Source organism: Cohaesibacter haloalkalitolerans, from assembly GCF_003574655.1.
GTDB lineage: Bacteria > Pseudomonadota > Alphaproteobacteria > Rhizobiales > Cohaesibacteraceae > Cohaesibacter > Cohaesibacter haloalkalitolerans.
The window spans coordinates 202,377-227,878 of sequence record NZ_QNUM01000005.1 but is presented as its reverse complement, the minus strand read 5'-3'; the positions used below and the strand labels follow the sequence as shown (position 1 = coordinate 227,878).

At 57.8% G+C, this 25,502-nt stretch carries 21 protein-coding genes and 2 riboswitches; of the genes, 5 read left to right on the top strand and 16 right to left on the bottom strand.

The window, feature by feature from the left end:
* Positions 1-10: 10 nt before the first annotated feature.
* The 7 genes from DSL70_RS14155 to DSL70_RS14125 all read right to left on the bottom strand — a co-directional run bounded on the left by DSL70_RS14155 (position 11) and on the right by DSL70_RS14125 (position 9,194).
* Positions 11-802: a DUF4198 domain-containing protein gene (locus DSL70_RS14155; protein ID WP_119308594.1), complete on the bottom strand. Its 792-nt coding sequence runs from the start codon at positions 800-802 to the stop codon at positions 11-13.
* A gap of 148 nt (positions 803-950) precedes the next feature.
* A riboswitch (cobalamin riboswitch) is annotated at positions 951-1,173 on the bottom strand.
* An 85-nt stretch (positions 1,174-1,258) separates the two neighbouring features.
* The gene (gene cobO / locus DSL70_RS14150) at positions 1,259-1,888 is read right to left on the bottom strand and encodes a cob(I)yrinic acid a,c-diamide adenosyltransferase (protein ID WP_245418218.1); all 630 of its coding nucleotides are present in this window, start codon (positions 1,886-1,888) and stop codon (positions 1,259-1,261) included.
* Positions 1,885-5,673: a cobaltochelatase subunit CobN gene (cobN, locus tag DSL70_RS14145; RefSeq protein WP_119308593.1), complete on the bottom strand. Its 3,789-nt coding sequence runs from the start codon at positions 5,671-5,673 to the stop codon at positions 1,885-1,887. Before cobN ends, cobO begins: the two co-directional genes overlap by 4 nt.
* A gap of 34 nt (positions 5,674-5,707) precedes the next feature.
* Positions 5,708-6,805 (bottom strand): cobalamin biosynthesis protein CobW, encoded by a 1,098-nt coding sequence (cobW, locus tag DSL70_RS14140; protein WP_245418217.1) that lies wholly within the window; start codon positions 6,803-6,805, stop codon positions 5,708-5,710.
* 9 nt (positions 6,806-6,814) lie between these two features.
* Positions 6,815-7,231, bottom strand: coding sequence for a DUF1636 family protein (locus tag DSL70_RS14135; RefSeq protein WP_162916706.1), 417 nt, complete (start codon positions 7,229-7,231; stop codon positions 6,815-6,817).
* Positions 7,232-7,347: 116 nt separating this feature from the next.
* A riboswitch (cobalamin riboswitch) is annotated at positions 7,348-7,561 on the bottom strand.
* 156 nt (positions 7,562-7,717) lie between these two features.
* Positions 7,718-8,179, bottom strand: coding sequence for a D-erythrulose-4-phosphate isomerase (gene derI, locus DSL70_RS14130; RefSeq protein ID WP_119308591.1), 462 nt, complete (start codon positions 8,177-8,179; stop codon positions 7,718-7,720).
* Between the two features lie 232 nt (positions 8,180-8,411).
* Positions 8,412-9,194: a DeoR/GlpR family DNA-binding transcription regulator gene (locus tag DSL70_RS14125; RefSeq protein WP_119308590.1), complete on the bottom strand. Its 783-nt coding sequence runs from the start codon at positions 9,192-9,194 to the stop codon at positions 8,412-8,414.
* A 179-nt stretch (positions 9,195-9,373) separates the two neighbouring features.
* On the opposite strand from DSL70_RS14125, the gene tkt reads away from it, so the two are divergent.
* Together tkt and fsa are read left to right on the top strand one after the other, a co-directional pair.
* Positions 9,374-11,404 carry a transketolase gene (gene tkt / locus DSL70_RS14120; RefSeq protein ID WP_119308589.1) on the top strand — a complete coding sequence of 677 codons (2,031 nt, stop codon included), beginning with the start codon at positions 9,374-9,376 and terminating at the stop codon, positions 11,402-11,404.
* A gap of 115 nt (positions 11,405-11,519) precedes the next feature.
* A complete protein-coding gene (fsa, locus tag DSL70_RS14115) occupies positions 11,520-12,173 on the top strand; it encodes a fructose-6-phosphate aldolase (protein WP_119308588.1) in 654 nt (217 codons plus the stop codon).
* Between the two features lie 359 nt (positions 12,174-12,532).
* On the opposite strand, the gene dhaL is transcribed toward fsa, so the two are convergent.
* The 8 genes from dhaL to DSL70_RS14075 all read right to left on the bottom strand — a co-directional run bounded on the left by dhaL (position 12,533) and on the right by DSL70_RS14075 (position 21,320).
* Positions 12,533-13,180: a dihydroxyacetone kinase subunit DhaL gene (gene dhaL / locus DSL70_RS14110; RefSeq protein WP_119308587.1), complete on the bottom strand. Its 648-nt coding sequence runs from the start codon at positions 13,178-13,180 to the stop codon at positions 12,533-12,535.
* A gap of 2 nt (positions 13,181-13,182) precedes the next feature.
* A complete protein-coding gene (locus tag DSL70_RS14105) occupies positions 13,183-14,181 on the bottom strand; it encodes a dihydroxyacetone kinase subunit DhaK (RefSeq protein WP_119308586.1) in 999 nt (332 codons plus the stop codon).
* A gap of 115 nt (positions 14,182-14,296) precedes the next feature.
* Complete coding sequence (locus DSL70_RS14100) at positions 14,297-14,950, bottom strand: class II aldolase/adducin family protein (protein WP_245418216.1); 654 nt, start codon at positions 14,948-14,950, stop codon at positions 14,297-14,299.
* Positions 14,951-15,111: 161 nt separating this feature from the next.
* Entirely contained in the window at positions 15,112-16,062 is a 951-nt protein-coding gene (locus DSL70_RS14095; RefSeq protein WP_119308585.1) for a carbohydrate kinase family protein, read from the bottom strand.
* Between the two features lie 172 nt (positions 16,063-16,234).
* The gene (locus DSL70_RS14090; protein ID WP_119308584.1) at positions 16,235-17,266 is read right to left on the bottom strand and encodes an ABC transporter permease; all 1,032 of its coding nucleotides are present in this window, start codon (positions 17,264-17,266) and stop codon (positions 16,235-16,237) included.
* Complete coding sequence (locus DSL70_RS14085; protein WP_119308583.1) at positions 17,263-18,858, bottom strand: sugar ABC transporter ATP-binding protein; 1,596 nt, start codon at positions 18,856-18,858, stop codon at positions 17,263-17,265. Before DSL70_RS14085 ends, DSL70_RS14090 begins: the two co-directional genes overlap by 4 nt.
* A 341-nt stretch (positions 18,859-19,199) precedes the next feature.
* Positions 19,200-20,204, bottom strand: a complete 1,005-nt coding sequence (locus DSL70_RS14080) for an autoinducer 2 ABC transporter substrate-binding protein (RefSeq protein ID WP_119308582.1) — start codon at positions 20,202-20,204, stop codon at positions 19,200-19,202.
* Positions 20,205-20,303: 99 nt separating this feature from the next.
* Positions 20,304-21,320, bottom strand: a complete 1,017-nt coding sequence (locus tag DSL70_RS14075) for an ABC transporter permease (protein ID WP_119308581.1) — start codon at positions 21,318-21,320, stop codon at positions 20,304-20,306.
* Between the two features lie 652 nt (positions 21,321-21,972).
* Here DSL70_RS14075 and DSL70_RS14070 point away from each other — a divergent pair.
* On the top strand, positions 21,973-22,755 hold the full coding sequence (locus DSL70_RS14070; protein WP_162916704.1) for a sugar-binding transcriptional regulator: 783 nt from the start codon (positions 21,973-21,975) through the stop codon (positions 22,753-22,755).
* A gap of 42 nt (positions 22,756-22,797) precedes the next feature.
* Here DSL70_RS14070 and DSL70_RS14065 read toward each other — a convergent pair whose 3' ends face one another.
* The gene (locus tag DSL70_RS14065) at positions 22,798-23,751 is read right to left on the bottom strand and encodes a LysR family transcriptional regulator (RefSeq protein WP_119308579.1); all 954 of its coding nucleotides are present in this window, start codon (positions 23,749-23,751) and stop codon (positions 22,798-22,800) included.
* Positions 23,752-23,903: 152 nt separating this feature from the next.
* Here DSL70_RS14065 and DSL70_RS14060 point away from each other — a divergent pair, with 152 nt between their 5' ends.
* Both DSL70_RS14060 and DSL70_RS14055 read left to right on the top strand, forming a co-directional pair.
* Positions 23,904-24,689, top strand: a complete 786-nt coding sequence (locus tag DSL70_RS14060; RefSeq protein WP_119308578.1) for a transporter substrate-binding domain-containing protein — start codon at positions 23,904-23,906, stop codon at positions 24,687-24,689.
* Positions 24,690-24,838: 149 nt separating this feature from the next.
* Complete coding sequence (locus tag DSL70_RS14055; RefSeq protein WP_119308577.1) at positions 24,839-25,486, top strand: amino acid ABC transporter permease; 648 nt, start codon at positions 24,839-24,841, stop codon at positions 25,484-25,486.
* Positions 25,487-25,502: the final 16 nt, after the last annotated feature.

Sequence of the window (25,502 nt, the reverse complement as noted above, 5' to 3'; positions counted from 1 at the left end):
CTTCAAGGGGTTACCTGAGGTCGTAGGCCCGGATCCAGATCACTGCATCCTGCGAGAGGTCCTTGCCTTCATATTCGGTGTCCGGCCCGGAACCGAGGGCGGCAAAGCCCCAGAAACCGGCTTTGGGAATACCGAAGGTGAAGACGCCATTATCATCAGTGATAGCCGAGAGAGTGCCGCCTTCAGCTGGCTCTGCCGTCACCTTGCCAGCCGCATTGGCGACCATGTCGGGCTCCGCGGACATGTATTCGATTTCCAGCTCGGTTCCGGCAACAGGCTTGCCCTCGGACAGCACTCGTCCGGTGAAGGTGGAGCCGGTCAAAATGTTTGTCGGCTTGTTGAGCGGCACGATTTCGGTTTTGAGGCCCGCTGGCTCATGCCAATCCGTCGGCACCATGCCCTTGTTGATGTAGCTTTTGGTGATCTGCTGGATATAGATATCCTCGCTGCCCTCGTAATAGGGCGCAGGCTCCAGCACCACCGTGTAGTCGCCATTGCGCTTTACCTTCAGCGCGCCCTCGAAGGCATCGGCCTCGTTGCTGGCGCCCTTGAAGCGGATGGGCTTGAGGCTGTCCATCAGGTCGATCTTCTCACCCTTGTAGAGCGCATAGAATGCAGCAGGCGCGCCCATGTCCATGACATGACCGTTTTCGAACGGGTGCCAGAAAATCAGCTTGAAAGGAACATCGCCTGCCTTGGCGAGATTTACTTCAGGTGTATAGACCAATTGAAAGTGGGCGCTGGCGGCAGTTGATGCCACAAGCGCTACAGCCAGAACGGCCCCGGACAGAAATTGTTTCATAAATCATCTCCCTCAGGCAAAGCCTGGTTGGAGACGCTTTGGGAATGGAGGCAAGGGATTTGCTGGGGCATAAAGAGAACCACCAGACCATCTCCACCAAACGCACACCCCGGCGTCTTGTTAAGAGCAGCGACGGCTGACACATTCAGCACGCGCCTGTCTGATGGCAGGTCTCCTGGCTTGCGGGTCTTGGCTGTCCATCCGAACCTTCCCAGCGCATCGCGCCAGTGGCATATTTCGGGTGGAAGCTCACCGCTCACAGTTGCGGGGGCAGCCATGGTTTTGGTCCCTGTTTGGTCAACCTCACCATGTTCCCTTTTTCATTTTCGCGTCACGTCAGGACGAGAAAAACCATCGAACATATTCTGTCTATGGGTGTCTTGATGCCATGTCAACTCGGCTCAAAGACCCATCGACCCTTGGGCACAGAAAAGCGACTGTGCCTCCGCATTTCTTCTAATATTCAATACCTTCCTGAGCCTTGATGCCGGACCGGAACGGATGCTTGACGAGCGTCATCTCGGTGACCAGATCGGCAATCTCGATCAGTTCGTCCTTGGCATTACGACCTGTGATGACGACATGTGTCTGGTCCGGCTTCTGATCCCTGAGGAAGGCAACGACCTCGTCGATGGGCAGATAGTCATAGCGCAGAACGATGTTGAGTTCATCGAGCAGAACGAGCCGGACCTCCGGGTCAAGGATGGCTTCCTTGGCCGCCTCCCATGCCGCACGGGCATTGGCAATGTCCTTGTTGCGGTCCTGGGTTTCCCATGTAAAGCCCTCGCCCATCGCCTTGATGGTCACCAGCTCGGGGAATTTCTCCAGCATGCGCTTCTCGCCCGAATCCCATGCGCCCTTGACGAACTGGATGACGGCGATCCTGTGACCATGACCTATGGAACGGAAGGCCATGCCAAAGGCGGCGGTGGATTTGCCCTTGCCCTTGCCGGTATGGACGATGATCAGCCCCTTCTCTTCGGTCTTGGTCGCCAGAATCTTGTCGCGCGCCGCCTTCTTCTTCTTCATCTTCTCGGCGTGGTAGGCATTCTGCTCTTCTTCTGTCATGCCTTCGGTCTTCTTCATAGGAACTCCCCTTCCTTGTGAGTGGCCTTGGTCTTGTTGTCTAAAAGATTGAAACGGGCGCTGTTTGACCGGGGCGTCCAGAGCCCTCTATCCAGCGCTTCGAGAAACCTGTCGATCATGTCGTCATAGGCGGGACGGTTCTTGTCCTTGAGGAAATCCGCCACCGCTTGATCCTCGATATAGGCTTCATAGAGCTGGTCGAAATGGTGATCACCAACCGCATTGGTCGTTGCCGCAAAGGCAAACAGATAGTCGAGCGTTGCCGCCATTTCAAATGCTCCCTTGTAGCCGTGGCGCATGACGCCGGCAATCCACTTGGGGTTCGCCGCCCGACCTCGCACGACGCGGGCAATCTCTTCGTCGAGTGTGCGAATGACGGGGCGCTCGGCACGGGAATGATCGTTGTGATAAACCTTGGGGGCACTTCCCCGGAAGGTCTCAACGCTGGCCGCCAGACCGCCCTCAAACTGGTAATAGTCGTCGGAGTCCAGCAGATCATGTTCGCGGTTATCCTGATTCTGGATCACGGCATCCACCTGCGAGAGCCTGCGCTTGAGACTGTCGGCTGCGCGATTGCCATAGTCACCCGCGCCATAGGCGAAGCCGCCCCATGCAACGAAGGCCTCGGCGAAATCGGAACGCCTGTCCCAGATCTTTTCATCGATCAGCGCCTGTAACCCGGCCCCGTAGGCGCCCGGCATGGAACCGAAGACGCGAAAGGTGGATTGCCGTCTGGCAAGCTCGGAATCAATCCCTTTGGCTTCCGCCTCGGCCCGTTCGCGGCGCACCTTCGCGGCCAATGGGTTGGCATCTTCGTCCTCATCAAGCTCGGACACCTGCCGGACAGCGCTGTCAAAAAGATCGATCTGATGCGGGAAGGCATCGCGGAAGAAGCCAGAAATGCGCAGCGTCACATCTACACGCGGGCGGCGCAGCTCTTCAAGGCGCAGGATTTCCACCCCCGTCACACGACCCGACGCGGCCTCCCAGACGGGGCGCGCGCCAAGCAACGCCAGTGCCTGAGCGATATCGTCGCCACCAGTGCGCATGTTGGAGGTGCCCCAACAGGTCAGCACGATGGCCTGCAGCCATTCGCCCTCATCCTGAAAATGGCGCTCCATCAGCCGCCGGGCAGACAGTTCACCGATAGCCCAGGCCGTCTTTGATGGCACGGAGCGCACATCGACTGCGAAGAAATTACGTCCGGTGGGCAGAACATCGGGACGCCCTCTGGTCGGCGCGCCCGACGGGCCGGGCGGCACGAAGCGCCCTGCAAGTCCGGCAAGAAGATGGTGCATTTCCTGCGGCCCGCAGGCATCGATTGCCGCAGTCAGATCGGAACCGATCCAGTCCAGCACGGCCCGGGTTGCCTCCATGCTGGATGGGCAACCCAAGTCTCCTGCCACCAATGCCTTGGCCAACAGCTCAATCCGCTCGACGGTATCGCCACAATGCCGCCAGAGAGCCTCCGACTGTTCGGCAAGCAGGTCTGGCCGCGCACCATCCCACGCTTGCGCAAAGAGGCAATCCAGTGGGTCAAACACCTCTCCTGCCACTGTCAAGCCAAGATCCTGACTGATGGCACGGTGCAGTGACTGCTGGGCGGGCAAAGAGCCTCGTGGCACGCGGGCAATGGCCACAAGCAGATCGGTCCGATAGCCGCCTTGCGGAGAAGTGCCAAGCACATGCAGGCCATCGCGGATCTGCAGCTCCTTGATGTCACACAGATGCGCGTCGAGCTGCTGGAGCGCCGCCCGGTTATCGTCGTCACTGCTGACGCCAGCGTCCTTGTCAAGGCCGGTCCGGCTGGCGAGAAATCGGATTTCCTCCATCAGCTTGTCCGAGCGGCGCGGATCGACCCCTTGCGCGGTGTAGAATTCATCCACCAGCGCCTCAAGCTCTTCCCCTGCTCCGTGGCTCTCGGCCCGAGTCAATGGCGGCGTCAGGTGATCAATGATCACGGCGCTAGTACGGCGCTTGGCCTGACATCCCTCGCCCGGATCATTGACTATGAACGGATAGAGATGGGGCACAGGGCCAAGCACGGCCTCAGGATAGCAGGCCTCGCTCAGCGCCAGCGCCTTGCCCGGCAACCATTCCAGATTGCCATGCTTGCCCGCATGTATGACGGCATGCACACCATGGACCTGCCGGAGCCAGAAATAGAAGGCGAAATAGTTATGCGGCGGCACCAGATCCGGATCGTGGTAGGTATCCTTGGGGTCGATATTGTAGCCGCGGGCTGGCTGTACGCCGACCACCAAGTTGCCGAAACCGAGGATGGCGAGCTGGAAGGCATCCTCCCGGACCTTCGGATCCGTTTCCGGAGCACCCCAGCGGGCTTCGACACCTGCCCGAACTGCCTCTGGCAGCGCCGAGAACATCTGCTTGTAGAGGCTCAGGTCCAACCGGTGATCGCTTTGCCGGATGGCTGCGCCCAGCGCATTGGTCGGGCCGGAGAGGATCTGCTGCATCAGGGCGTCCGAGTCGGCGGGAATGCCCTCGACACAGTATCCTTCTGCCTGCATCGCCTGCATCAGGCCGATGACGGACCGAGGGCTGTCAAGACCGACGCCATTGGCGATACGGCTATCCTTGTTGGGGTAGTTGGCGAGAATGACAGCGACCTTGCGGTCACTGGCCTCTGTGTGGCGCAGCATGGCCCAACCGTTTGCCAGATCGGCAACAAAGGCGATCCGGTCCGCATGGGGCACGAGTTCCACAGGCCGGTATTGCGTCCGCTCGTCGAGCGCGCCCTCTTCCTTAAAGGCGACGGCGCGGCTCAGTATACGACCGTCGAGTTCCGGCAACACCACATGCATCGCCAGATCCCGGGCCGACAGTCCACGCGGGCTGTCTTCCCATGCCTTGCAACTGGATCCGGACAGGATCACCTGCAACACCGGGCAGTCATAGCGGTCAAGAATGGTTGGCTCATGGGCCTGCCCAGCTTTCGACAGAGCAAAGGCGGTGCAATTGAGGATGACGGACGGCGGAAGCGCCGTCAGTGCAGCAGCAAGGAATTCCTGCGCCTCCAGGTCCTTGAGACTGGGCACAAATATAGGCAGGGCATGAAGTCCCTTTGCAGCCAGAGCCTCGGCCAATGCCTCGACCGGCGCCGTCATGGCGCTCTGGACATAGGAGCGATAGAAAAGGATCGGCACCACCTTTTGGGTCGTTTCATTGGCAATGGTGGCAAGATATCTCTCAAGCCCATCCCCACCACTGAAGCTTTCGCAGCCCTTCAGAATGCCGACGCGGGGCAATGGCAGCGGATGGGGCACTGAGGCGCTATCCCCCGACAGCAAGGCATCGGCAAAGCGCAAGGCCAGTGCCATGTTCTCGGCACCACCCTCGACGCAATAACGCCAGAACTGACGGACGATGGCAACCGGTTCACTGGACCAGTCAGCAAGGCTTTCATCCCACTTGTCGTCGCCCGGCATGACCAGCAGTTTGACGCCATAACCACGGGACAGCTTTCTGAGTTGCTCAAGCCCGTATCGCCAATATTCAACGCCACCCAACAGCCTCAGAATGATGAGGTGGGCGTGGCTGGCTGTCTGGTCGACATAGAGATCAACCGAATAGGGATGACCAAGCGCCATGAGATTGGCAAGGCGCAGCGAGGGAGCATCGTCTGAGCGGCCACGGGCCGACAGGGCAAAGGCGGACAGCTCGCTGTCGGCGGACGACAGGATGAGGATGTCTCCGGCGCTCTGCCCCAGATCCACGGCCTCCTGTCCATTATCGATCCGCCCCGCATCGGGCGCCAGAATATGCATGTCGTCCCTATCCCCGTTCGTCTCTTGGGCCGCTTCAGGCCAGCTTTTCGTTGGCGCTCGCCAGATCGAAGTCCTTGAGGCCGATGACGACCAGACCGGTCTTGACATCGGCTCCCGTATCGAACCAGCTTTCGACGCGACGGCCCACGGCCTGCACGACGACACGCGCCTTTTTGCCCTCGACGGCGGCATAGCCCTTCACGCGCAACACACCGGGCTGCGCCAAAACGTCGGCGACTGCGTCCTTTAATGCCTCGACCGATGCAAAGGTGCGCGGTGGGACGACCGCGGAATGGAAGTCATCATGATCGTGATGATGGTGGTGATGCCCGTCATCATTGTCATCATCGTGGTCATGGTCGTCATCATCATCGTGGTGGTGGTGATGACCATGGGCGGCTTCACGACCATCGAGATTGTCCTCCACCCCGGCCTCAAGACCCAGCAGAACGGCGGCAGAGACATTGCCTTTGGCAGAATGGATGATCTTGACCCCCTCACGCATATGCTCGGCAATGAGGGTCTCGACGCGCGCCATCGCCTCGTCATCGACCAGATCGGCCTTGGAAATCACGATCATGTCGGCGCATTTGAGCTGGTCGGTGAACAGCTCGTCAATCGGGCTGTCGTGGTCGATGGTCTCGTCCATCTGGCGCTGGCGGGCAATGGCCTCCTCATCGGCACTATAGTGGCCTTCGCTGAGGGCGGCGGCGTCAGCAATGGTGATCACTCCATCCACCGTAACGGATGCGCGGACGCTTGGCCACTGGAAGGCCTGGACCAGAGGCTGCGGCAAGGCAAGGCCCGAGGTCTCGATGACGATGTGATCCGGGCGAGGCTCGCGCTTCAGAAGCATCTCCATTGTTGGTAGGAACTCGTCCGCCACCGTGCAGCAGATGCAGCCATTCTTGAGTTCGACCACATCGTCTTCGGTGCAGTTGGGATTGCCGCAACTGGCAAGCAGTTCGCCATCAAACCCCATATCGCCGAACTCATTGACGATGAGCGCGATCTTCCTGTCCCCGGCCCCTTCGATCAGGTGACGGATAAGGGTGGTTTTTCCCGAGCCGAGAAAGCCGGTCACGACAGTGGCGGGAATTTTTTTCGTCATCACGGGGGGCTGAAAAGACATGATGTGCCTCTAGCTTTCAGTTGAAGGGATGGAGGGAACCGGATGCAGACGCGCCAAGGTGTTCTTGCGGATATGCTGCGGCCGCAGGCGCCATTCAGGCAGACCGTCCTCGGCCTCGACATAGCTTCTGGCAAAGGCGACAAGATCGTCCACCCGCTCGGCGCTGCTGTCGAGTTCGCCAATGACGAACTGATACTTGCTGGCATCCATCAGGGCGGCTACGCAGCTGCGCGTACAGCCGCTCATGCAGCGAGCGGGCTGAACGGACAGCTTGCCGCAAAGGGCTTCGTCAGCGACCACAAGAGCTTCGACGGCCTTGAGAAGCTGCTCGCCTTCGGGGCGTTCGGTTGCCAGTCTTTCGGGATTTTTCTTGACAGCAGCACTGTTGCAGGTGCTGCAGATCTGCAAGATCGCCTTGTTTTTCAACGCCATTTCCTAGCTACGCCCAAAGGGTTGCATTCGTCAAAACGCCGATAGCAGGGAGAAACAGGCAGGGAAGCAAATCAGATTTGCCTCATCTCCGATACACCCCGACCGGTTAGTGAGATTCAGTGCGGCTGGCAGGTCTCCTGGCTCACGGTATTGCGCCCTGTTCCCTTCCCAAACCCGTTGGTTCAGTGGTTCACAAACAAGGCAATCCGCTTACAGTTGCGGGGGCAGCCATGGCATTGGCCCCGAGTTGGGTCGTCCGCACCATGTTCCCTTTTCATCTTTCCAGATACGATCGTGGAAAGAACCATCCGTTGAGTGTTTTGCGTGATTGGCCGGTCGTTGTCAATCTTGTTCAAAATGATTTCAAACTGCCAACCGACAAAAGAGGCCCGGACCACAAGGGGGACCGGGCCTCTTTCGGGTTATGAAATTCTGGTGGACGACAGCCGCAGCCCTCGCCCGCCATGGCTCAGCATCAGCCTAACTGTTGCGGGCGTCGAGGTCGTCGATTGCCTTGACGTTGCCTGCTGAGCGGCCGTTTTCGTCAAAATTCTCGGTGTTGGCAAAGAAGGTGTCAGCGATGGCCTTTGCCAGCTCGGTACCAATGACGCGAGCACCCATGGTGATGATCTGCGCGTTGTTGGAAAGCGCTGCGCGTTCGGCAGAATAGGTGTCGTGGCACTGTGCTGCCCGGATGCCATGAACCTTGTTGGCGGACATGGCAACGCCGATACCGGTGCCGCAGCACAGAATCGCGCGATCATAGTCACCCTTTACGACGCCCGTGGCGACGCGTTCGGCCATGTTGGCATAGAAGTCATCGGCCTTGCCTTCTACCCGGGAAACCTCATGGACTTCCATGGATCCCTTGCCGGCAAGATATTCAGCCAAAATGTGAGCCAGGCCTTCGCCTGCACTGTCACCAGCTACTGCAATTTTCATGTTTCTACTCCCTATTGCAACCGTGGTTAAGATAAGCGGCACATTCCTGTTGCGGCCCGGATATCTCCGAAACCGAAAAGGATGGCAAGGTCCATCAGGGGCCCGTCAATATGTGAACGCTGAATTGAAAATTGGCATTTGTCGACACCAGTGAGCGCGCTGGAGCAAAGCCCAGCCCCGCCCGTTTCGACGCCTCGTCGACAAATGGCCGCAAGAGATGAACAGGCTGCCCTCATGACGGCTCCTCACTGTCCTTCTGGGCGATGGTCAGGGTCAGACCGGCATTCTCGATAATCGCGAGCGCGTCTTTGGAGGGCGCCTTGTCGGTGATGATATAGTCGAACTCATCGAGTGTTGCGAGCTTGTGCAAGGCCGTGTGATCAAACCGGGTATGGTTCACCAGCAGGCAGCATCTGGTGCCACATGGCATCATCGCGCGCTTGGTTTTGACCACCATGTCATCCATATGGAAGACCTCAAGCCCTGAAATGGCCGGTGTCGAGATGAAGGAGATGTCGGCGCGCAGATTGGCCAGCCCCACTTCTGTAACGCTACCGAAATAGGCATTAAACTTGCTGGAATAGCACCCGCCGAGCGAGATCAACGTGATGCCGGACTCATTGCGCAGCGCATCCATGATCGCGGCATTGTTGGTGATGACAGTGAGCGGGCGTTTCTTGATCAGGGACTTGCCCAGAAAGGCTGCCATGGAGCCATCGTTGATGATGACACTCATACCCGGATCGATCAGCTTCAGGGCAGCTTCAGCCATCGCCACCTTGGCATCCTGACTCTGGCGTTCACGAAAGCGGAAATCACTCTCGAAGCGGGTACCCGACTCGATCGTCGCCCCACCGCGAATCTTGCGGATCACGCCTTCTGTTTCCAGATCATCAAGGTCCCGGTGAATGGTCATTTTCGATACGGCAAACTGCTCTGCCAGATTATCGACCTCAACCTCTCCATGGGTAACCAGAAGGTCCATGATCGCCTTTTGGCGGTCCTCGCGCTTCATGAAGTCTCCTTTCGATCCTGCCCCTCTTCCGACAACGCTACGCCATCGGACAGGCTCGATAAAATTTCAATATCACATATATTTCACAACATTTATAACATAACAAGTGTTATTTTGTGATTTTCCGTTGCGTTTTCTGTTGCAAAGGTGTACCTCAAAGCCAACATGGAGGAGTAAACATGTCAGACTATTCTTCAGAAACCGCCCTTGAGCACGCCAAGCGTGATGCCACCAACTTCTCTCTTGCCAATTGCATCCGCGCCTTGAGCATCGATGCCGTGGAAGCAGCCAATTCCGGCCATCCCGGCGCCCCGATGGGCATGGCCGACGCTGCTACGGTTCTTTTCAAAAATCACCTGAAATTTGATGCCTCCGCACCTGATTGGCCAGACAGGGACCGCGTTGTCCTGTCCAACGGCCACGCCTCTGCGATGCTTTACAGCCTGCTGCATCTGACCGGTTACGCCGACATGACGATCGACCAGTTGCGCAATTTCCGCCAGATGGGTTCCATTACAGCCGGTCACCCGGAATATGGTCATGCCAAGGGCATCGAGACAACAACCGGCCCGCTTGGCCAGGGCATCGCCACTGCCGTCGGCATGGCCCTTGCCGAACAGATCATGGCAAAGGACTTTGGCACCGACCTCGTCGACCATCACACCTATGTCTTCATGGGTGACGGTTGCCTTGAGGAAGGTATCGGTCAGGAAGCCATCTCGCTCGCCGGTCACCTTGGCCTTGGCAAGCTGATCGTGCTGTATGATGACAACGCCATCACCATCGATGGCCCAACTTCAGTTTCCTTCTCGGACAACATCCCGCAGCGCCTTTCGGCCTGCGGCTGGCATGTCCAGTCCTGCGACGGCCACGACGCCGCTGCTCTGGACGCTGCGCTGACCGCAGCCAAGTCCGTCACCGACAAACCGTCGCTGATCGCCATGAAAACCGTGATCGGTCTTGGCGCACCAACGAAGGCTGGCAAGGAATCCTCCCACGGCTCGCCGCTTGGCAAGGAAGAGGCCGCTGGCGCAAAGGCCGCTCTTGGCTGGACTGCCGCACCGTTTGAAATTCCCGCCGACCTTCTCGCCCAGTGGCGAGCCATTGGCAGCAAGGGCAAGGCTGACCGGAGCGCATGGGAAAGCCGTCTGGCCAAGTCGGACGAGGCCCTGCAGGCCGAGTTCCTGCGCCGCGTCGCCCATACCCTGCCTGCAGAATTCAAGGGTGCTGTCGCCGAGGCTCGCAAGGCCCTGTTTGCCAAGCCGCAGAAAGTGGCCACCCGCAAGGCCAGCCAGATGGCACTTGAGGCTCTCGCCCCTGCCCTGCCTGAAATGATTGGTGGCTCAGCTGACCTCACCGGCTCCAACCTAACCCGCGTGGCAGCCGTTGACAGCCAGTATAAGAAAGGCCAACCGGGACGCTATATCGGTTACGGCGTGCGCGAGTTTGCCATGGCAGCCGCGATGAACGGCATGATGACCCACGGCGGCATCATTCCTTATGGCGGCACCTTCATGGTCTTCTCCGACTACGCCCGCAACGGTATCCGCCTGTCGGCCCTGATGGGGATTGGCACCATCTACGTGATGACCCACGACTCCATCGGCCTTGGCGAAGACGGACCGACCCACCAGCCGGTCGAACATCTGGCCTCCCTGCGCGCCATCCCCAATCTTCTCACCTTCCGCCCGGCTGACGCGCTGGAAACGCTGGAATGTTGGGAACTGGCAATCCGCTCGCGCAACCGGCCTTCGCTGCTGGCGCTGTCCAGACAGGCTGTGCCGCAGTTGCGACTGGAAGAAACCGGCGAGAATCTCTCGGCCCGCGGTGCCTATGTGCTGCGCAGCTTTGGCAAGGGCGATCGTGCCCTGACGTTGCTGTCCACCGGCACAGAGGTCAGCCTCGCCATGGAAGCGGCGGAAAAGCTGGCCACGGAAAAGGGTATTTCCGTCGCTGTTGTATCAATGCCAAGCTGGGAGCTTTTCAAAGAGCAGGATCGGGACTATCGTATGTCCGTTCTTGGTGACTGCCCACGGATTGCCGTGGAAGCGGCCTCGAAGTTCGGCTGGGCTACCTTTGTTGGTGATGAAGACAATGTCATCGGCATGGATGGGTTTGGCGCATCCGCTCCGGCTGAAGAGCTCTATGAGAAATTCGGCATCACGAGCGACGCAATCATTGCACGCGCCTGTCATCTTCTCAAACTCTAGGAGCCAACGGTCGAGTGGACCTTCCACTCGACCCGCCCCAATATTGTAATGAATGCATGTCCAGTCCCCCGAAAGACATTTCACCAATGGGAGACATGCGCAAGGGAGAGAAAAAATGAAATTTTTCGTCGATACCGCCATCATCAAAGACATTGTTGAACTGAACGACTACGGTCTTCTGGACGGTGTGACCACCAACCCCAGCCTGATCGCCAAGTCCGGACGTGATTTCAAGGAAGTCATCGCAGAAATCTGCGCCGTCGTGACCGGTCCGGTTTCCGCCGAAGTCGCTTCGATGGACTATGACACGATGATGGCTGAAGCCGATTGCCTGAGCAAGATCGCTTCCAACGTGGTCATCAAGCTGCCGCTTACGCTCAATGGCCTCAAAGCCTGCCGCAGCCTCACCGACAAGGGCATCAAGACCAACGTCACCCTGTGCTTTGCCGCCAATCAGGCGCTGCTGGCTGCCAAGGCTGGTGCCACCTATATTTCTCCGTTCATCGGCCGTCTCGACGATCTCAACCTTGATGGCATGGATCTGATCCGCGACATTCGCGACATCTATGACAACTACGACTTCAAGACCGAAATTCTGGCAGCCTCCATCCGTTCTGCCAACCACGTCAAGGAAGCCGCTCTTGCCGGTGCCGATGTTGCCACCATTCCTCCGTCTGTCATCAAGAGCCTGGTAAACCACGCTCTGACCGACAAGGGTCTTGACCAGTTTGCCAAGGATTGGGCAGCCACCGGACAATCAATCCTCTAATCGGTCATCTCCGATCCGGGCATTCATGGAAATCCTCCAAAAAGAAGAGTGAAAGCGGAGGAAAGCAGCCTCTTCCCCCACTTTTCAAATTCGGGCTCCTTCAATCCTATCCAGCAGAGCCCCACCTCTCCTCATAAGCAACCAACCCAATTGTCGTCCCGTACGGCAATTGGGCTTTTTTTTTGCGAGCACACCTGAGCCGGAGGATCGGCAATGGACGCAGCCGTTCGACGGCTGCGCGCCCCTCAGCGGCAAAAGGCAAAGAAAAAGCCGGTGAGCTCCTCAAACAGGAACCCACCGGCTTTTCAATCTGCCATGGCTAACAGATTTCTTCATGGAGAAGAGGATTACTCAGGCGCTCAGGCGCCCATGCGCTGCCTGATACCCTTGGCAAGGGTCTGCAGGATGAGGCAACAGGACGTGGCACCGGCATCAAGCACTCCGCGAGACCGCTCACCAAGGCGTGAGGCCCGGCCAACCTTTGCGACCATGTCTATGGTGGCATCCCGCCCCTTTTCAGCGGCCAAAGACATGACTTCGAGGCACTCGGCAAAGCCCTTGCCAGACCGCCATGCCTCATCAAAAGCCTCACTCGCCGGAGACAGGGTATCAAGCAAGGTCTTGTCGCCAACATTGGCCGAGCCGATTTCCTGAACCCCTTCCAGTGCCGCATGCAGCATCTTGCCGAACACGTCGCCATCGAGCTTTTCCTGCCCTTCCAGTTCGTCGGCCATGCTCGAGAAGAGATAGCCATAGAGTGGCCCCATGGAGCCGCCCAGATCCTCGATCAGAGTCTCACTCAGGATGTTGAGGGCGTCAGGCAGAGGAGGAATCGGCTCGCCCAGCTTGCCACCAGCCAAGGTGAAGCCCTTGCTCATGTTGATGCCGTGGTCGCCATCGCCGATGGCTCCGTCGATCTTGGAAAGCCAGGCGCGGTTTTCCCGGATCACGTCGATGAGCTCGACCACAAGACCGCCGGAATCCTTGATGGAAATGGATGAAAGCATGGTCAAACCCTCGTCAGGCCGATGGAATGGGCAGGCGCGGCGAGTAGACGATCAAGCTCGCTGTCGAGACGCATCATGGTCAGGGTGACACCCTGCATTTCAAGGGACGTGAAATAGTTGCCGATAAAGAGATGGCGGGTCTTCATGCCGCGGGCCTCGATCACTTCGGCCAGCCGATCATAGAGAACATAGAGTTCCATGACCGGCGTAGCACCAAGACCGGAAACCAGGATCGCCACGTCGTCGTCCTTTTCAAACGGCAGATCCGGCAGGATATGGTCGAGCATCAAATCAGCCATCTCCCGGGCGGGCTTGACGGGCATGACAGCAACCCCCGGTTCGCCGTGATGGCCGATGCCGACTTCCATGTGGCCGTCTTCGATGTGGAAATTGGGCTTGCCGACTGCGGGAATGGTGCAGGCCGAAAGACCGATGCCGATGCTGCGGGTCGCATCGATTGCCTTCTGTGCGGAAGCGATCACCTCATCCAGATCAGCCCCCTCTTCGGCACGCGCGCCACCAACCTTCCACATCAGGATTTCCCCGGCAACGCCGCGCCGTTTGGACCGGTCGTCCTTCGAAGCGGACGGAACATCGTCGTTGGCAACGACAGTCTTGACGGTCAGTCCGTGCTTTGCGGCCTGTTTGGCGGCCAGCTTGACGTTCATGTTGTCACCGGCATAGTTGCCATAGAGACAGGCAACACCGCGCCCACCATCGGCGGCAATGAAGGCATCATGGAAGGCCTTGGCCGATGGCGAGGAGAAGATTTCGCCGATGGCCACAGCATCGAGCATGCCGTTGCCGACATAACCGAGAAATGCCGGTTCATGCCCCGAGCCGCCGCCGGTGACAATGCCCACCTTGTCCTTCTGCGGTGCGGCAGGACGGCGCAGAACGCGCGGATTGTCGGTTGCAGCAAGAATATCCGGGTGTGCCTTGAGATAGCCGCGGACGGCATCTTCGACGATAAAATCGGGGTTGTTAAAGATCCGGTTCATTGTCTTTCTCCATCGGACTGTGTCTTGTGAGGCACCTTCCAAGGTGTCTCACCTTCGGGGGAGTTCAACGTCGCCGGGCCATCACCAAGGGCGTGATGGCCTGCGCGTTCATCATTCAGGATGGGCTTCGGGTGACCCCGTAATGCATCTGGTTCATCTGGTTCATGACACGCCCCATTTCCTCTTCGCTAAGAACAGGCGGCTCGCCCATCTGGCGGGCAATGATATACATCTTGGCCAAGGTCTCGACCTCGATGGCCAACGCCAGCGCCTGCTTCAATGTCGAGCCAAGGGCGATCTGACCGTGCTGGCCGAGCAGACAGGCCTTGCGCCCTTCGAGCGCCTTGAGCGCGGAGTCAGACAGAGCCTGCGTGCCGAAGGTTGCGTAAGGGGCGCAACGAATATTGGTTCCGCCTGCGACGGCTACCATGTAGTGGAAGCTGTTGATGTCGAGCTGGTGACAGGCCATTGCGGCAGCATGGGTCGAGTGGCAATGCAGAACAGCGTTGACATCCCGCCGATTGGAGAGGATGTCGTGATGGAAGCGCCACTCCGACGACGGCTTGCGCTGGCCCTCAAAATGCCCGTCAGCATCCATTGCGACGATGTCTTCGGGCTGCATCTCGTCATATGGCAACGAAGTCGGCGTTACCAGGATCCTGTCACCACAGCGTGCCGACACATTTCCCGAAGTTCCCTGATTGAGGCCTATGTCATTCATTCGACGGCAGGCCGCAACCATCTCACGCCGCAGCTCTAGTTCTTCCATCGTCCCTTCCTCCAGTTTGGACGGAGCGGCTGGTCTTCAAGAAAATCAGCACAATTCTCCCGGGTCCGGCGCGAGGCAATCCCTTGCCCCGTGCGCCAGATTGATTGGTTCAAGTCTTTTTGGTTCGAAGTCGGTTCTGTCCGCTCTTCTCAGGTGGCGATCTAGCCAGCCATCGGCAGAGTTGGCGCGGTGTTCATCAGTTTTTCGGTTTCCTCGAAATTGACGATACCGGCATCAGAGCCCAGACCCGTGGACACCAGTGCGCCACAAGCGGACGCAAATCGTGCTGATTTCTCGATATCCCACCCATGGTTGAGACCGGCGATGAGACCTGCCGTGAAGGCATCGCCGCAGCCGGTCGTGTCCTTGACATCAATCTTGAATGCCGGCAGCCGGAACATGGTGTCCTGCGTTGCCACGATGCAGCCATCGCCGCCCATGGTCAGCAGGCAGTTGGTTGCCCCTGCGTCGAGGAAGAATTTGGCAGCGTCTTCCGGCACACTGAGGCCGGACATGGCTTCGGCGTCTTCGATGCTGGGCACGAAATAGTCGACAAACGGCAGCGAAGGCTTCAGGACAGCAAGGGTTTCTGCCGTTGCCGACAGAAGGTCGAATGTCGTCTGGCAACCGGCGGCCTTGGCAGCCTTGAGCAGAGCGGTTGTCGGAGCACCATCGAGTTTGGCCAGCAGCGGCATGCCGCCAACATGCACGAATCTAGCATCCAGAATGGCCGGATAGTCCTTGTCGCCAAGGGTCAGTTCATCGGATGCACCGCGGCGATGCAAGGCCGGGCGTTCGCCGTTCGGGCGGACGTTGAGGATGGTCGAAGAGGTTGGCACGCCCTCAAGCTTGCGCATCTCGGCGGTATCAACGCCAAAGCCGGTGAGCGTGTGCAGGATGAAATCCCCCTTCTCGTCGTCACCAATGGCCCCGACAGCGCGGGTCTTGAGGCCAAGTTTGGCGCAGTCAATGGCAGACCCACCGGCCGTACCGGCAACCGTCAGACGGATCTCATCGATGAAGCGAAGCTGTCCTCCCGGCGGAATTTCATCAACGGGGCGTCCCAGAATGTCCAGAATATACAGCCCAACCACACTTACATCAAAAGTCATGATCCTCACTCCTTGCAGTATATTGATCGAACAGGCCACAGGCGAATTGTTCAGCCTCCCGCACTGCGGGCCTGATCCTTGTTTCAGGGGGGCCGGGTCACCGCATCAGCCGACTGAGCTGGCGGGACCCGGGTAGATTTGCGTGCTGGCGCAGCGCGTTTGCCCTAGCGCCTCAGCGGTTGGACGAGTTGGCGAAAAGCGCGCCGGCCAGAATGATGAAGCAGCCGATGACAAAGGTCTGCCACGTGCTGGGGATACCAGCCAGGATGAGAACATTGTCGATCAGGGTGATCAGGATGACGCCCAGAACCGCGCCGATGACCGTTCCGCCACCGCCGGTGATCCGTGCGCCGCCCAGAACCACGGCCGCAATGACGTTCAACTCGTTGCCCGACAGATCGAAGGGGTTGGCAAGACGGTTGCTGGCGACATGGATGACACCTGCGATACCGGCCAGAAGTCCGGCATAGGCGAAGACGAACATCTGAACCTTGCGGTGGTCATAGCCAAGCCGCTCGGCGATGTCTGCACTGCCGCCAACCGCGAAGATGGCGCGGCCCATCAGGGTCCGGTTGAGGATCCACCAGGTCACGACGGCCGCGACAACCAGCACCAGCACATAGGCGGGCAGGATGGCGATGGACCCGCTCTGGGCGCCGACCCGCATCAGCTCGACCTTGCCGAAATTCTCCATGGAAAGCGGAATGTTGACGAACAGCTCAGTGCCAATAAAGGTCAACAAGAAGCCATGGATCACATATTGCGTGCCGATGGTCACGATCATGGCTGGCGCCTTGAGCGCATGAACCAGCAGGCCGTTGCCGATACCGATGACCATGCCTCCAAGCGCTGCCAACAGGATGATGGCCGGGATAGGCATCCACGGCGCATAGGCGGCGACGGCTGTTGTGATCCAGTACATCATCAGACCGGCAATCGCCGCAAAGGACATGTCGATGCCACCGGCAGCCAGCACCACAAGGAAACCAAGGCCAAACAGTCCGGTGACCACAGAGGCACGGGCAATATCGAAGATGTTGGAAATCTGCCAGAACTCAGGTGAGATCGTGCCGATGACCACACAGACGATGACGATCAGCAGCAGCGTGAAAATCGGCGGATAACGGATCATCCAGCTTGCGATCCGGGAGATCTGGCTTTCGCCCTTGCCCCCGTTGATGCCGTCCAGTGTAAAATCGCTCATGACTGTTTCCCCGTCGAGTTTTCCGCCACCATTGCCTGGTAAAGGGTATTTTCTTCTAGATTTTCAGCGTTGAAGGTTTCAACGATCCGACCCCGGCGCATGACGATGATCCGGTCGCAGTTCTGCAGCAGTTCCGGCAGGTCATCACTGACGATGATGACGCCCATGCCCTGACTGGAGAGCTTCTGGATGATGCGGAAGATCGTATCCTTGGAGCCAACGTCCACGCCGACGGTTGGGCCGTGCAGCACAAACACCTTGGGAGCGATGGTCAGCCCGCGCCCGATCAGCACCCGTTGCTGGTTGCCACCGGACAGCGACTGAACCGGGTTGTTGAGGTCAGCGACCACGATCTGCAGGTCCTTGACCAACCGCTCTGCCATCTTGCGGCTGCGGATCTTGCTGATCATGCCGAACTTGTCGCGCAGGTCATCAAGGATCTGGGCAACGATGTTGGACTGGATCGGTTTGGCAAGGAACAGACCCTCGGAAAGGCGGTCTTCGGGCACATAGCCAATCTGTTCGTTGATGGCATCGACCGGACGGCGCAGATGCAGAGACTTGCCGTCAAGCACGATGGATCCACCATCGGCGGGCTCTACCCCGGCTAGGGCACGGGCCAGTTCGTTGCGGCCGGAATCGAGCAGCCCGGTGACACCGACAATCTCGCCATGGGCAAGCGAGAAGGATACATCGGCAAACGCATTCCTGCGCTTCAGCCCCTCGACGACGAGCAGGTTCTCCGCGCCAATTTCGGTCGTGCGGTAACGGACAACATCGATCTTGCGGCCGGTCATCCAGAAACTGAGGTCCGTTTTCTGATAGTCGGCGACATCGCCTTCCTGAACCTTTTCACCATCGCGCATGATGATGAAATGACCGCCGATCGACATGACTTCATCAAGCTTGTGGGTCACGAACAGCACGGCCACACCGCGACTGCGCAACTGATCCACAATCTCGATCAGATTGTCGACCTCGCGCTTGGTCAGAGCGGCGGTCGGCTCGTCCATGATCACGAGGCGGGCGTCGGAGGCAATCGCACGGGCAATCGCCACAAGCTGTCGTGTGGCAATCGGAAGCTTGGCAACTTCAGTGGAGCAGAAGCGCTTGTCAGTTGGCAGGTTGACCGACTTGAGGGCGCGCGTTGCCGTCTCGGTCAGTTTGCCAAGATCAAGGCTGCGCGCCAGCTTGCCATCAGCGGCCACCAACTGCTCGGAAAGGGCAATATTCTCTGTCACCGAAAGGTTCGGCAACAACGAGAGATCCTGATACACGGTTTCGATACCGGCTCTCAGTGCGCCCAGCGGGTCAAGCGAGGTAACCGGTTCGCCGTTGATCCTGATCTCGCCTTCATCCGCAGGCTGCGCGCCGGAAATGATTTTGATGAGCGTACTCTTGCCGCAGCCATTCTCACCCATCAGGTGATAGATCTGGCCCGGATTGATGCAGAGATCGACACCGCGCAGGGCGTGCACGCCACCAAAGCGCTTGTGGATCCCGCGCACCTCCAGAAATGGCGTATCGATATCGCTCTGGGATGCCTCATCAGCGGCTTGAGAAAACTTGGGAATGGTGCCTATGCTATTCATGCTATATCCCGCAAACCCCCGGTTCTCCTCGCTCAGCTCCCGTTGCCCGAAGGGGCTGGTTCTGAACAGAGTGATGACCGTTTGACACAGACCAGGAGGGTTTTGTGTCCATGAGTGAATCTTAGCGCCGGATCCTGTGGGCGGGCGCCAATTGGGATGCAGACCGTCGGTCAGCCTGGTGGTCAGATTATGATCCGCAAGGACAGGTATCGGGCCTGCATCGCTTGGCCTGGAGGACGAGATCCGTTGCCGGATGCCGCCCTCCTCGGGAGATTTTCACAAAGGAAACGCACTTCGTCCGTTCGCTAGGGAAAAAATCCTTCAACCTTCAAGACAGTGTCTTAGAACTGATACTGATCGACATTGTCCTTGTTGATGTCGAGCCATGCCTGACCAACAAGAAGGACGCCCTTGCCCGGACCTTTTTTCAGCTGCATTTTGGTATAGCCGGGAACGCCGAGATCCATACCATCCTTAAGCTCTTCGCCATTGAGCACCATGTGGGCAATCTTGTTCATGATGAAGCCGGCGTCTTTCGGATCCCAGAGGCTGATGCCGGTAACGGCGCCGCTCTTGAGGTAACGGCTGGTATCGGTTGGCATGCCGATACCATAGACGCAAACCTTGCCAGTCAGACCAGCTTCTTCGATGGCGCGACCGATACCGATCACGTCAACTGCAGAACCACCCTGGAAGCCTTTGATATCCGGATACTTTTTCAGAAGTTCCTTGGCTTTGTTATAAGCGGTGTTTGCGTCGTTGAACGACTCATTCTTTGCGGAGACGAGTTTCATTTTCGGGTATTTTGCTTCTGCGTTGGCAGCGGAAGCATCAGCCCACTGAACATGGGTCAAGCTGCCCAGAGACCCGACGAAAGAGGTCCATGTGCCTTCTTCGCCCATGCATTTGGCGATCTGGTCGTTGAAGTGAGCTCCGAACGCGTCGTTGTCGAAGGCTTCCATGTCAACCTGGGTGTTTTTCAGGTTGGAAGCTTCATGGGTGATGACCGTGATGCCACGATCCATGGCGCGTTTCAGGGCACCTTCCATCATCGGAGGGTCGAACGGAACGACCGCGATAGCGTCAACTCCCTTGGCGATAAGGTCTTCAACCAGACGGACCTGCTGGGCAGCGTCGCCCTTGCCCGGTCCGATTTCCTTGGTGGTTACACCTTCGGTGACCTTGCCATATTCCGTGACGCCCACATCCATGCGGCGGAACCAGGTTTCACCCAGCAGTTTCACGACAGTGACGATTTCCTTGTCGTCCTGTGCAACAGCCTGGCTTCCCGTGAACATGGTACCAACCATCAGGGCGCACATTGCGATTTTGTTAAGCTTAGACATTGCGGTAGTTCCTTTCTCTCCCTAAAACCTTAAAGAACTCCCTCTGGATCAAACGTCCGGCATCGAGGGTGTCTGCCGGACTGGACCGGACCTTCCCTGTCAGGACTTGGTCAGACGCCAAACCCGAAGATCGAATTTGGATACAGCCAAGAAGATCAGCAGAAGCAAACCCCAGGCGAAGTCCCGGAAAAAGTTCGAGATATTCAAGAAGTTGAACATGCTCGAGAGAACCTGCAGCGCAACAGCCGAGAGGAGGACGCAGGAAATGCGACCATACCCGCCGTCCGGCTTCACGCCAGCCATCACGACAATCAGGATGGCGATGAGGACATAGGATGTCCCGTAATCCCATTTCACGGAGGAAATACGCGCTGCGATGATGAAGCCTGCAACCGAGGCCAGAACACCGGAAATGGTGTAGGCGGTCAGAAACAGTCTCTTTTCATCAAATCCGGCAAAGCGAGCCGCTTTCGGGTTGCTTCCCAAGAGATAGAGACGCGTACCAAACGGGGTGAAGCGCAGGACCGCCCCGATGATCACGGCAATGATCAGGAACAGGGCAAAGCACATCGGCACACCCAGAATGGGCGCATGTCCGAAGGCATCCAGTGGCTCGATATATCCCAGACGAACGCCGGAGCCATTGGTCAACACCACACTCACGCCGGTAAAGGCGAGCGAAGTCCCGAGGGTGGCGATGATTGGCGTAAGGTTGGCGCGTGAAACCAGCAGACCATTGACGATGCCGCCGACAAAGCCCACGCAGACGCAGACAAAGGCAAAGACAAAGACATAGGTCATCGGATTGTCGTCGGGTGAGATATATTGCGGCACCAGCAGGGCCGCCGAAATACCCGAAAGGTTGGCCAACGCGATGCCCGACAGATCAATGCCGCCATTGCCCGAGATCATTGCCAGAGTCACGCCAATTGCGAGAAGCCCGAGCTCGGGGATCTGGATAGCCATCGATTGAAGGTTGTAGGCGTTGACAAAGTCAATTCCAGAAATGGAGACAGCGGCTGCAAGAACCAGCAGATTGACCACAACAAGAAAATTGAACTGGCGGTCGGACGTGGCACGACGCCACAGAGACCCGTTCGACACGGTATTGGACATATATTCCTCCCTTATTGCGTCGCAGACAAAACAACCATGCCCGCGGCCCAATAATGTGCTTCGACCAGACCTCACCCTGATCGAACCAGCCTCCGCCCACCGCCAGAACGCCCTACCCCAGATTGCAATTTGGGCAAAAAGATCCCGTTGGCTCGCAGGCACCTCTACCTGGAACCGAAATTCTCTTGACCAAACTTGGGTAAAACACCTGACTGGATTACGAAAGCACAATTGACGTCAGGAAATAGCCTCCCTCCGTCGCGAAGAAACTAACATTTGTCATCGTTTTCTGTCAAGTGTCAAATTGTGCCTTGCAAACAGCGAAAAATAGCCGATATTTGGCGATTGAAAGACCAATGACATTTGCTATAATAATTTGACAATTGAATTTAAAGGTCATGGAAAGGCTGTCGGAACAATGAAATCTCCGAAGACTCAGGCAGGCAAAGCGTCATCGACAGCAAAACTGTCTACATCCAACGGAGTAACAGCTCCGGCGATGTATCAGAACGACCCCAGACTGTGGGCTGCATGGCTTTACTACCACGATGAACTGAACCAAAATCAGATCGCCACGCTATTAGGTGTGTCCCGCGCTTCCGTTGTCAATTACCTACAAGAAGCACGGGCAAACCACTACATAAAAATCTCAGTGCGCAGTGACCTGCTAACCAGCATCAAGCTGGCCGAAAAGCTCAAGGAGACATTCGGTCTCAGGGAGTGCATGGTCATTCCGGACGATGGCGGACTGCTGACCCCGACCCAGCGAATCGGCAAGGCGGGCGCCAGCCTTCTTGAAGGAGCGCTGAATCCAGATGATGTCGTGGGGGTCGCCTGGGGGCGCACCATTCAGGCCCTTGCCAACAATCTGACGGAACAACATCTCTCGAACATGTATGTGGTTCAAGTGGTGGGGAGCCAGCGCAGCACATCGGACGGTTTCAGCTCCGAGGAATGTGTTTCGCTCATTTCCCTGAAATTGCACGCAAAAGCCGCCAATCTCCACGCACCGGCAGCCCTGAGCAACAAGGAATTGCGCGACGCTCTTCTCAGCGAGACCATCATTCAGGAACAGTTCGCGCGCATTCGCTCCTGCAACAAGATCCTGTTCGGTGTCTGCTCAATCAAGGACAACAGCCTTGTGTTCGCCAGCGGGCTGACCAATGTCGAAGAGAGCAAATACTATATTTCCAAGGGCGCAGTCGGCGTCATCGCCGGTCGCTTCTATGACGCAGACGGAACATGGATTCAAGGCCCGCTCGATGACCGGCTGGTCGGCATAACCCTCGACGAGGTCAGACAGATCCCGACCCGCATTGCAGTTGCTGGAGGAACAGACAAGACCGCAGCGATGCTGGGGGCCCTGCGGGGCAATTACATCAACATGTTGATCACTGACGAACAGACTGCGCTAAGCATATTGGAGCGGGCGTAGCCCTCTTCCACACTCGCGACCTTCGCTTTCCACCCTCCGCCCCTAACGGAACGTCCGCTCAGACAGAGGCAGACTGAAGATGCGCTCCTGACAAAGGCGCAAGAACTCGACCTCGGCCTCCGAGAAGCGCCGTTTCGGGTTGGAGACAAGATGCACATCCACCGCCGGCAGTCCTTCATAGGGTGGCAACTGGAACAGCAACCCGCGATCCACTTCCCGGCGTGCCACATGGACCGGCAGGGCCCCGATGCCGATGTTGGCCATGATCATTCGACGCACTTCCACCAGATTGGATGATACGCCATGCCATCGGGTTGCCGCCTGAACGCGAGCCCTGAGATTGGCGACCGGCTCTAGTGCACCGCCCTCCACTTCCGTCTGGAATGACACGCTCGGCTCGCCGATCAATTCGGCCACATCAATATCCTTCTTGCCGAAAAGCCTGTGGCTCGGCCCGCAATAGAGCGCAAAGAACTCCCGATACATGACTTCCGCACTCAGATTGCTCAGCGGCTTGTTGGCTAGACACACGCCGAAGCTGGCCCGGTTCTGCCCGACGCGCCCAACGATTTCCTCACTATCAGCCACTGCGATGGAGAAGGTCACCTTGTCATGCAGCCGGGCATACTCGGCAAGCACGTCATCAAACTGCGGGCAGACCACATGACTGGCCACGACAAGCGTGATGTGGCCGCGCAGCTCGTCCTCCCCACGGTCCAGCAATGAAGGCAGTTGCGATACGCTGCCGAAAATGGTCGAGCACTCATAATAGAGAATCTCGCCCGAGCGGGTGACGCGGAACTGGTTCGGCTTTCGGACGATGAGCTTATGCCCTGTTATTTCCTCAAGCCGCTTGAGCGCCGCACTGACCGTCGGTTGCTTCAGGCCAAGAAAGTCGGCGGCCTTGGTAATGCTTTTCTGTTCAACGACAACCATGAATGTTCGGAGCAGGTTCCAGTCCAGATTCCAAGGAAACCGCTGTTCGTAGGGCCTCATTATAGATCCAATCTATATCAAACATTGGAATTATTTATTTGCTTGATGATACATCCCATGCAACCTTCAACACAAGGTGGCAAAAAATTAGTCACTGCTAAAAATTAGGCAAAACGCCAGGGAACAGTTTTCGCTTCAAACAGGAGATATTCATGATCAACCGTCGCAGCTTGTTGAAGTTTGTCGCGGCCACCGGCACTCTCGTGCTGGCAAGCCTTAGCATTTCCGCTCCGGTTCTTGCTGACGAACTCGACACAATCAAGGAAAAGGGCGAGATCCGCATTGCCATGAGCGGGGCCTACCCTCCGTTCAATTTCGTCAACGACGCCAACGAAGTGGTTGGCTTCGACCCCTCGATTGGTGCAGAAATCGCCAAGCGCATGGGCGTGGATGTCAAGATCATCACCACCGCATGGGACGGCATCATCGGCGGCCTGTTGGCCAACAAATATGACGCCATTGTCGGCTCGATGACCATCACCGACGAGCGGGCAAAGGTCGTCGATTTCGTTGGCCCATACTACAGCACCCAGCGCGCAATCTTCACCAAGAATGACTCGCCGATCAAGGATCTGGCCGGTCTCAAGGATGCCACCCTCGGCGTCACCCTTGGCGAAACCCATGAGCAGTGGGCCCGTGATGAAGGCTACAAGATTCGCACCTACAAGGGCCTGCCGGAGCTGATGCTCGAACTCAAGAGCGGTCGCGTCGATGCCATTGTCAACGACCGCATTGCCGCCATGCTGGCGATGAAGGAAAACGGTTATGACTTCGTTGAAGTGCCGGTTCCTGCTGCCGAGAAATATGATCAGGGCATTGCCATCCGCAAGGGCAACCCGGAGCTGAAAGCCGCCATGCAGAGGGCTCTTGAAGAGGTTATGGCCGACGGCACCTATCTCGAGATTGCCAACAAGTGGGTCGGCGGCGACATCCGCTAACCCCTGAAACAGTCGCTTGAAAGGCCCACCATCCCCCACCTTATGGCTGTGAGTGGTGGACCTTTCGACCCTCTTTTCTCCCACTCTTTGCGGATTGCTGAAAAGCTCCTGGTTCCGCTCTTCCAGCCCGTCATTGAGGACTGCTCTTTATGGATATTGATCTCATCCTCCGGGTCTATCCCCATTTTCTCAAGGCGGCGATACTGACCATCGAGTTGTCGGTGCTGACCGCGATATTGGGCCTTGTCTGCGGCTCTCTGGGGGCTGCGGCACGATTGTCGCGCTTTCAGGCACTGCACTTTCTCGGGGCGGCCTATGTCAGTCTGTTTCGGGGCACCCCTGCCCTCATCCAGCTGTTCCTGCTCTATTTTGGCGGACCGCAGATCGGCATTCAGCTTGATGCCTTCGAGGCCGGCGTCATCGGGCTCGGCGTCAACATCGGTGCCTACATGACCGAAACCATCCGTGGCGCAATCATCTCGGTACACAAGGGTCAGACGGAAGCGGCCAGAACGCTGGGCATGAGCAGCTGGCAGGCCATGCGCTACGTCATCCTGCCGCAGGCCTTTCGGCTGATGGTGCGCCCGCTCGGGGTCAACATCAACGCCCTCATCAAGGGCACGGCACTGGTTGCTGCCATCTCGGTTGTCGAACTCACCTACACGGCGCAGCGCTACATCGGCTCCACCTACAAGCCATTCGAGATGTTCCTGCTCGCCGGTGCTCTCTACATGGTCATCATCTATATCACCGGTCGTGGCATCAGCTGGCTCGACAGGAAGGTGCGGATCCAATGACCAACTCAGCTATGAA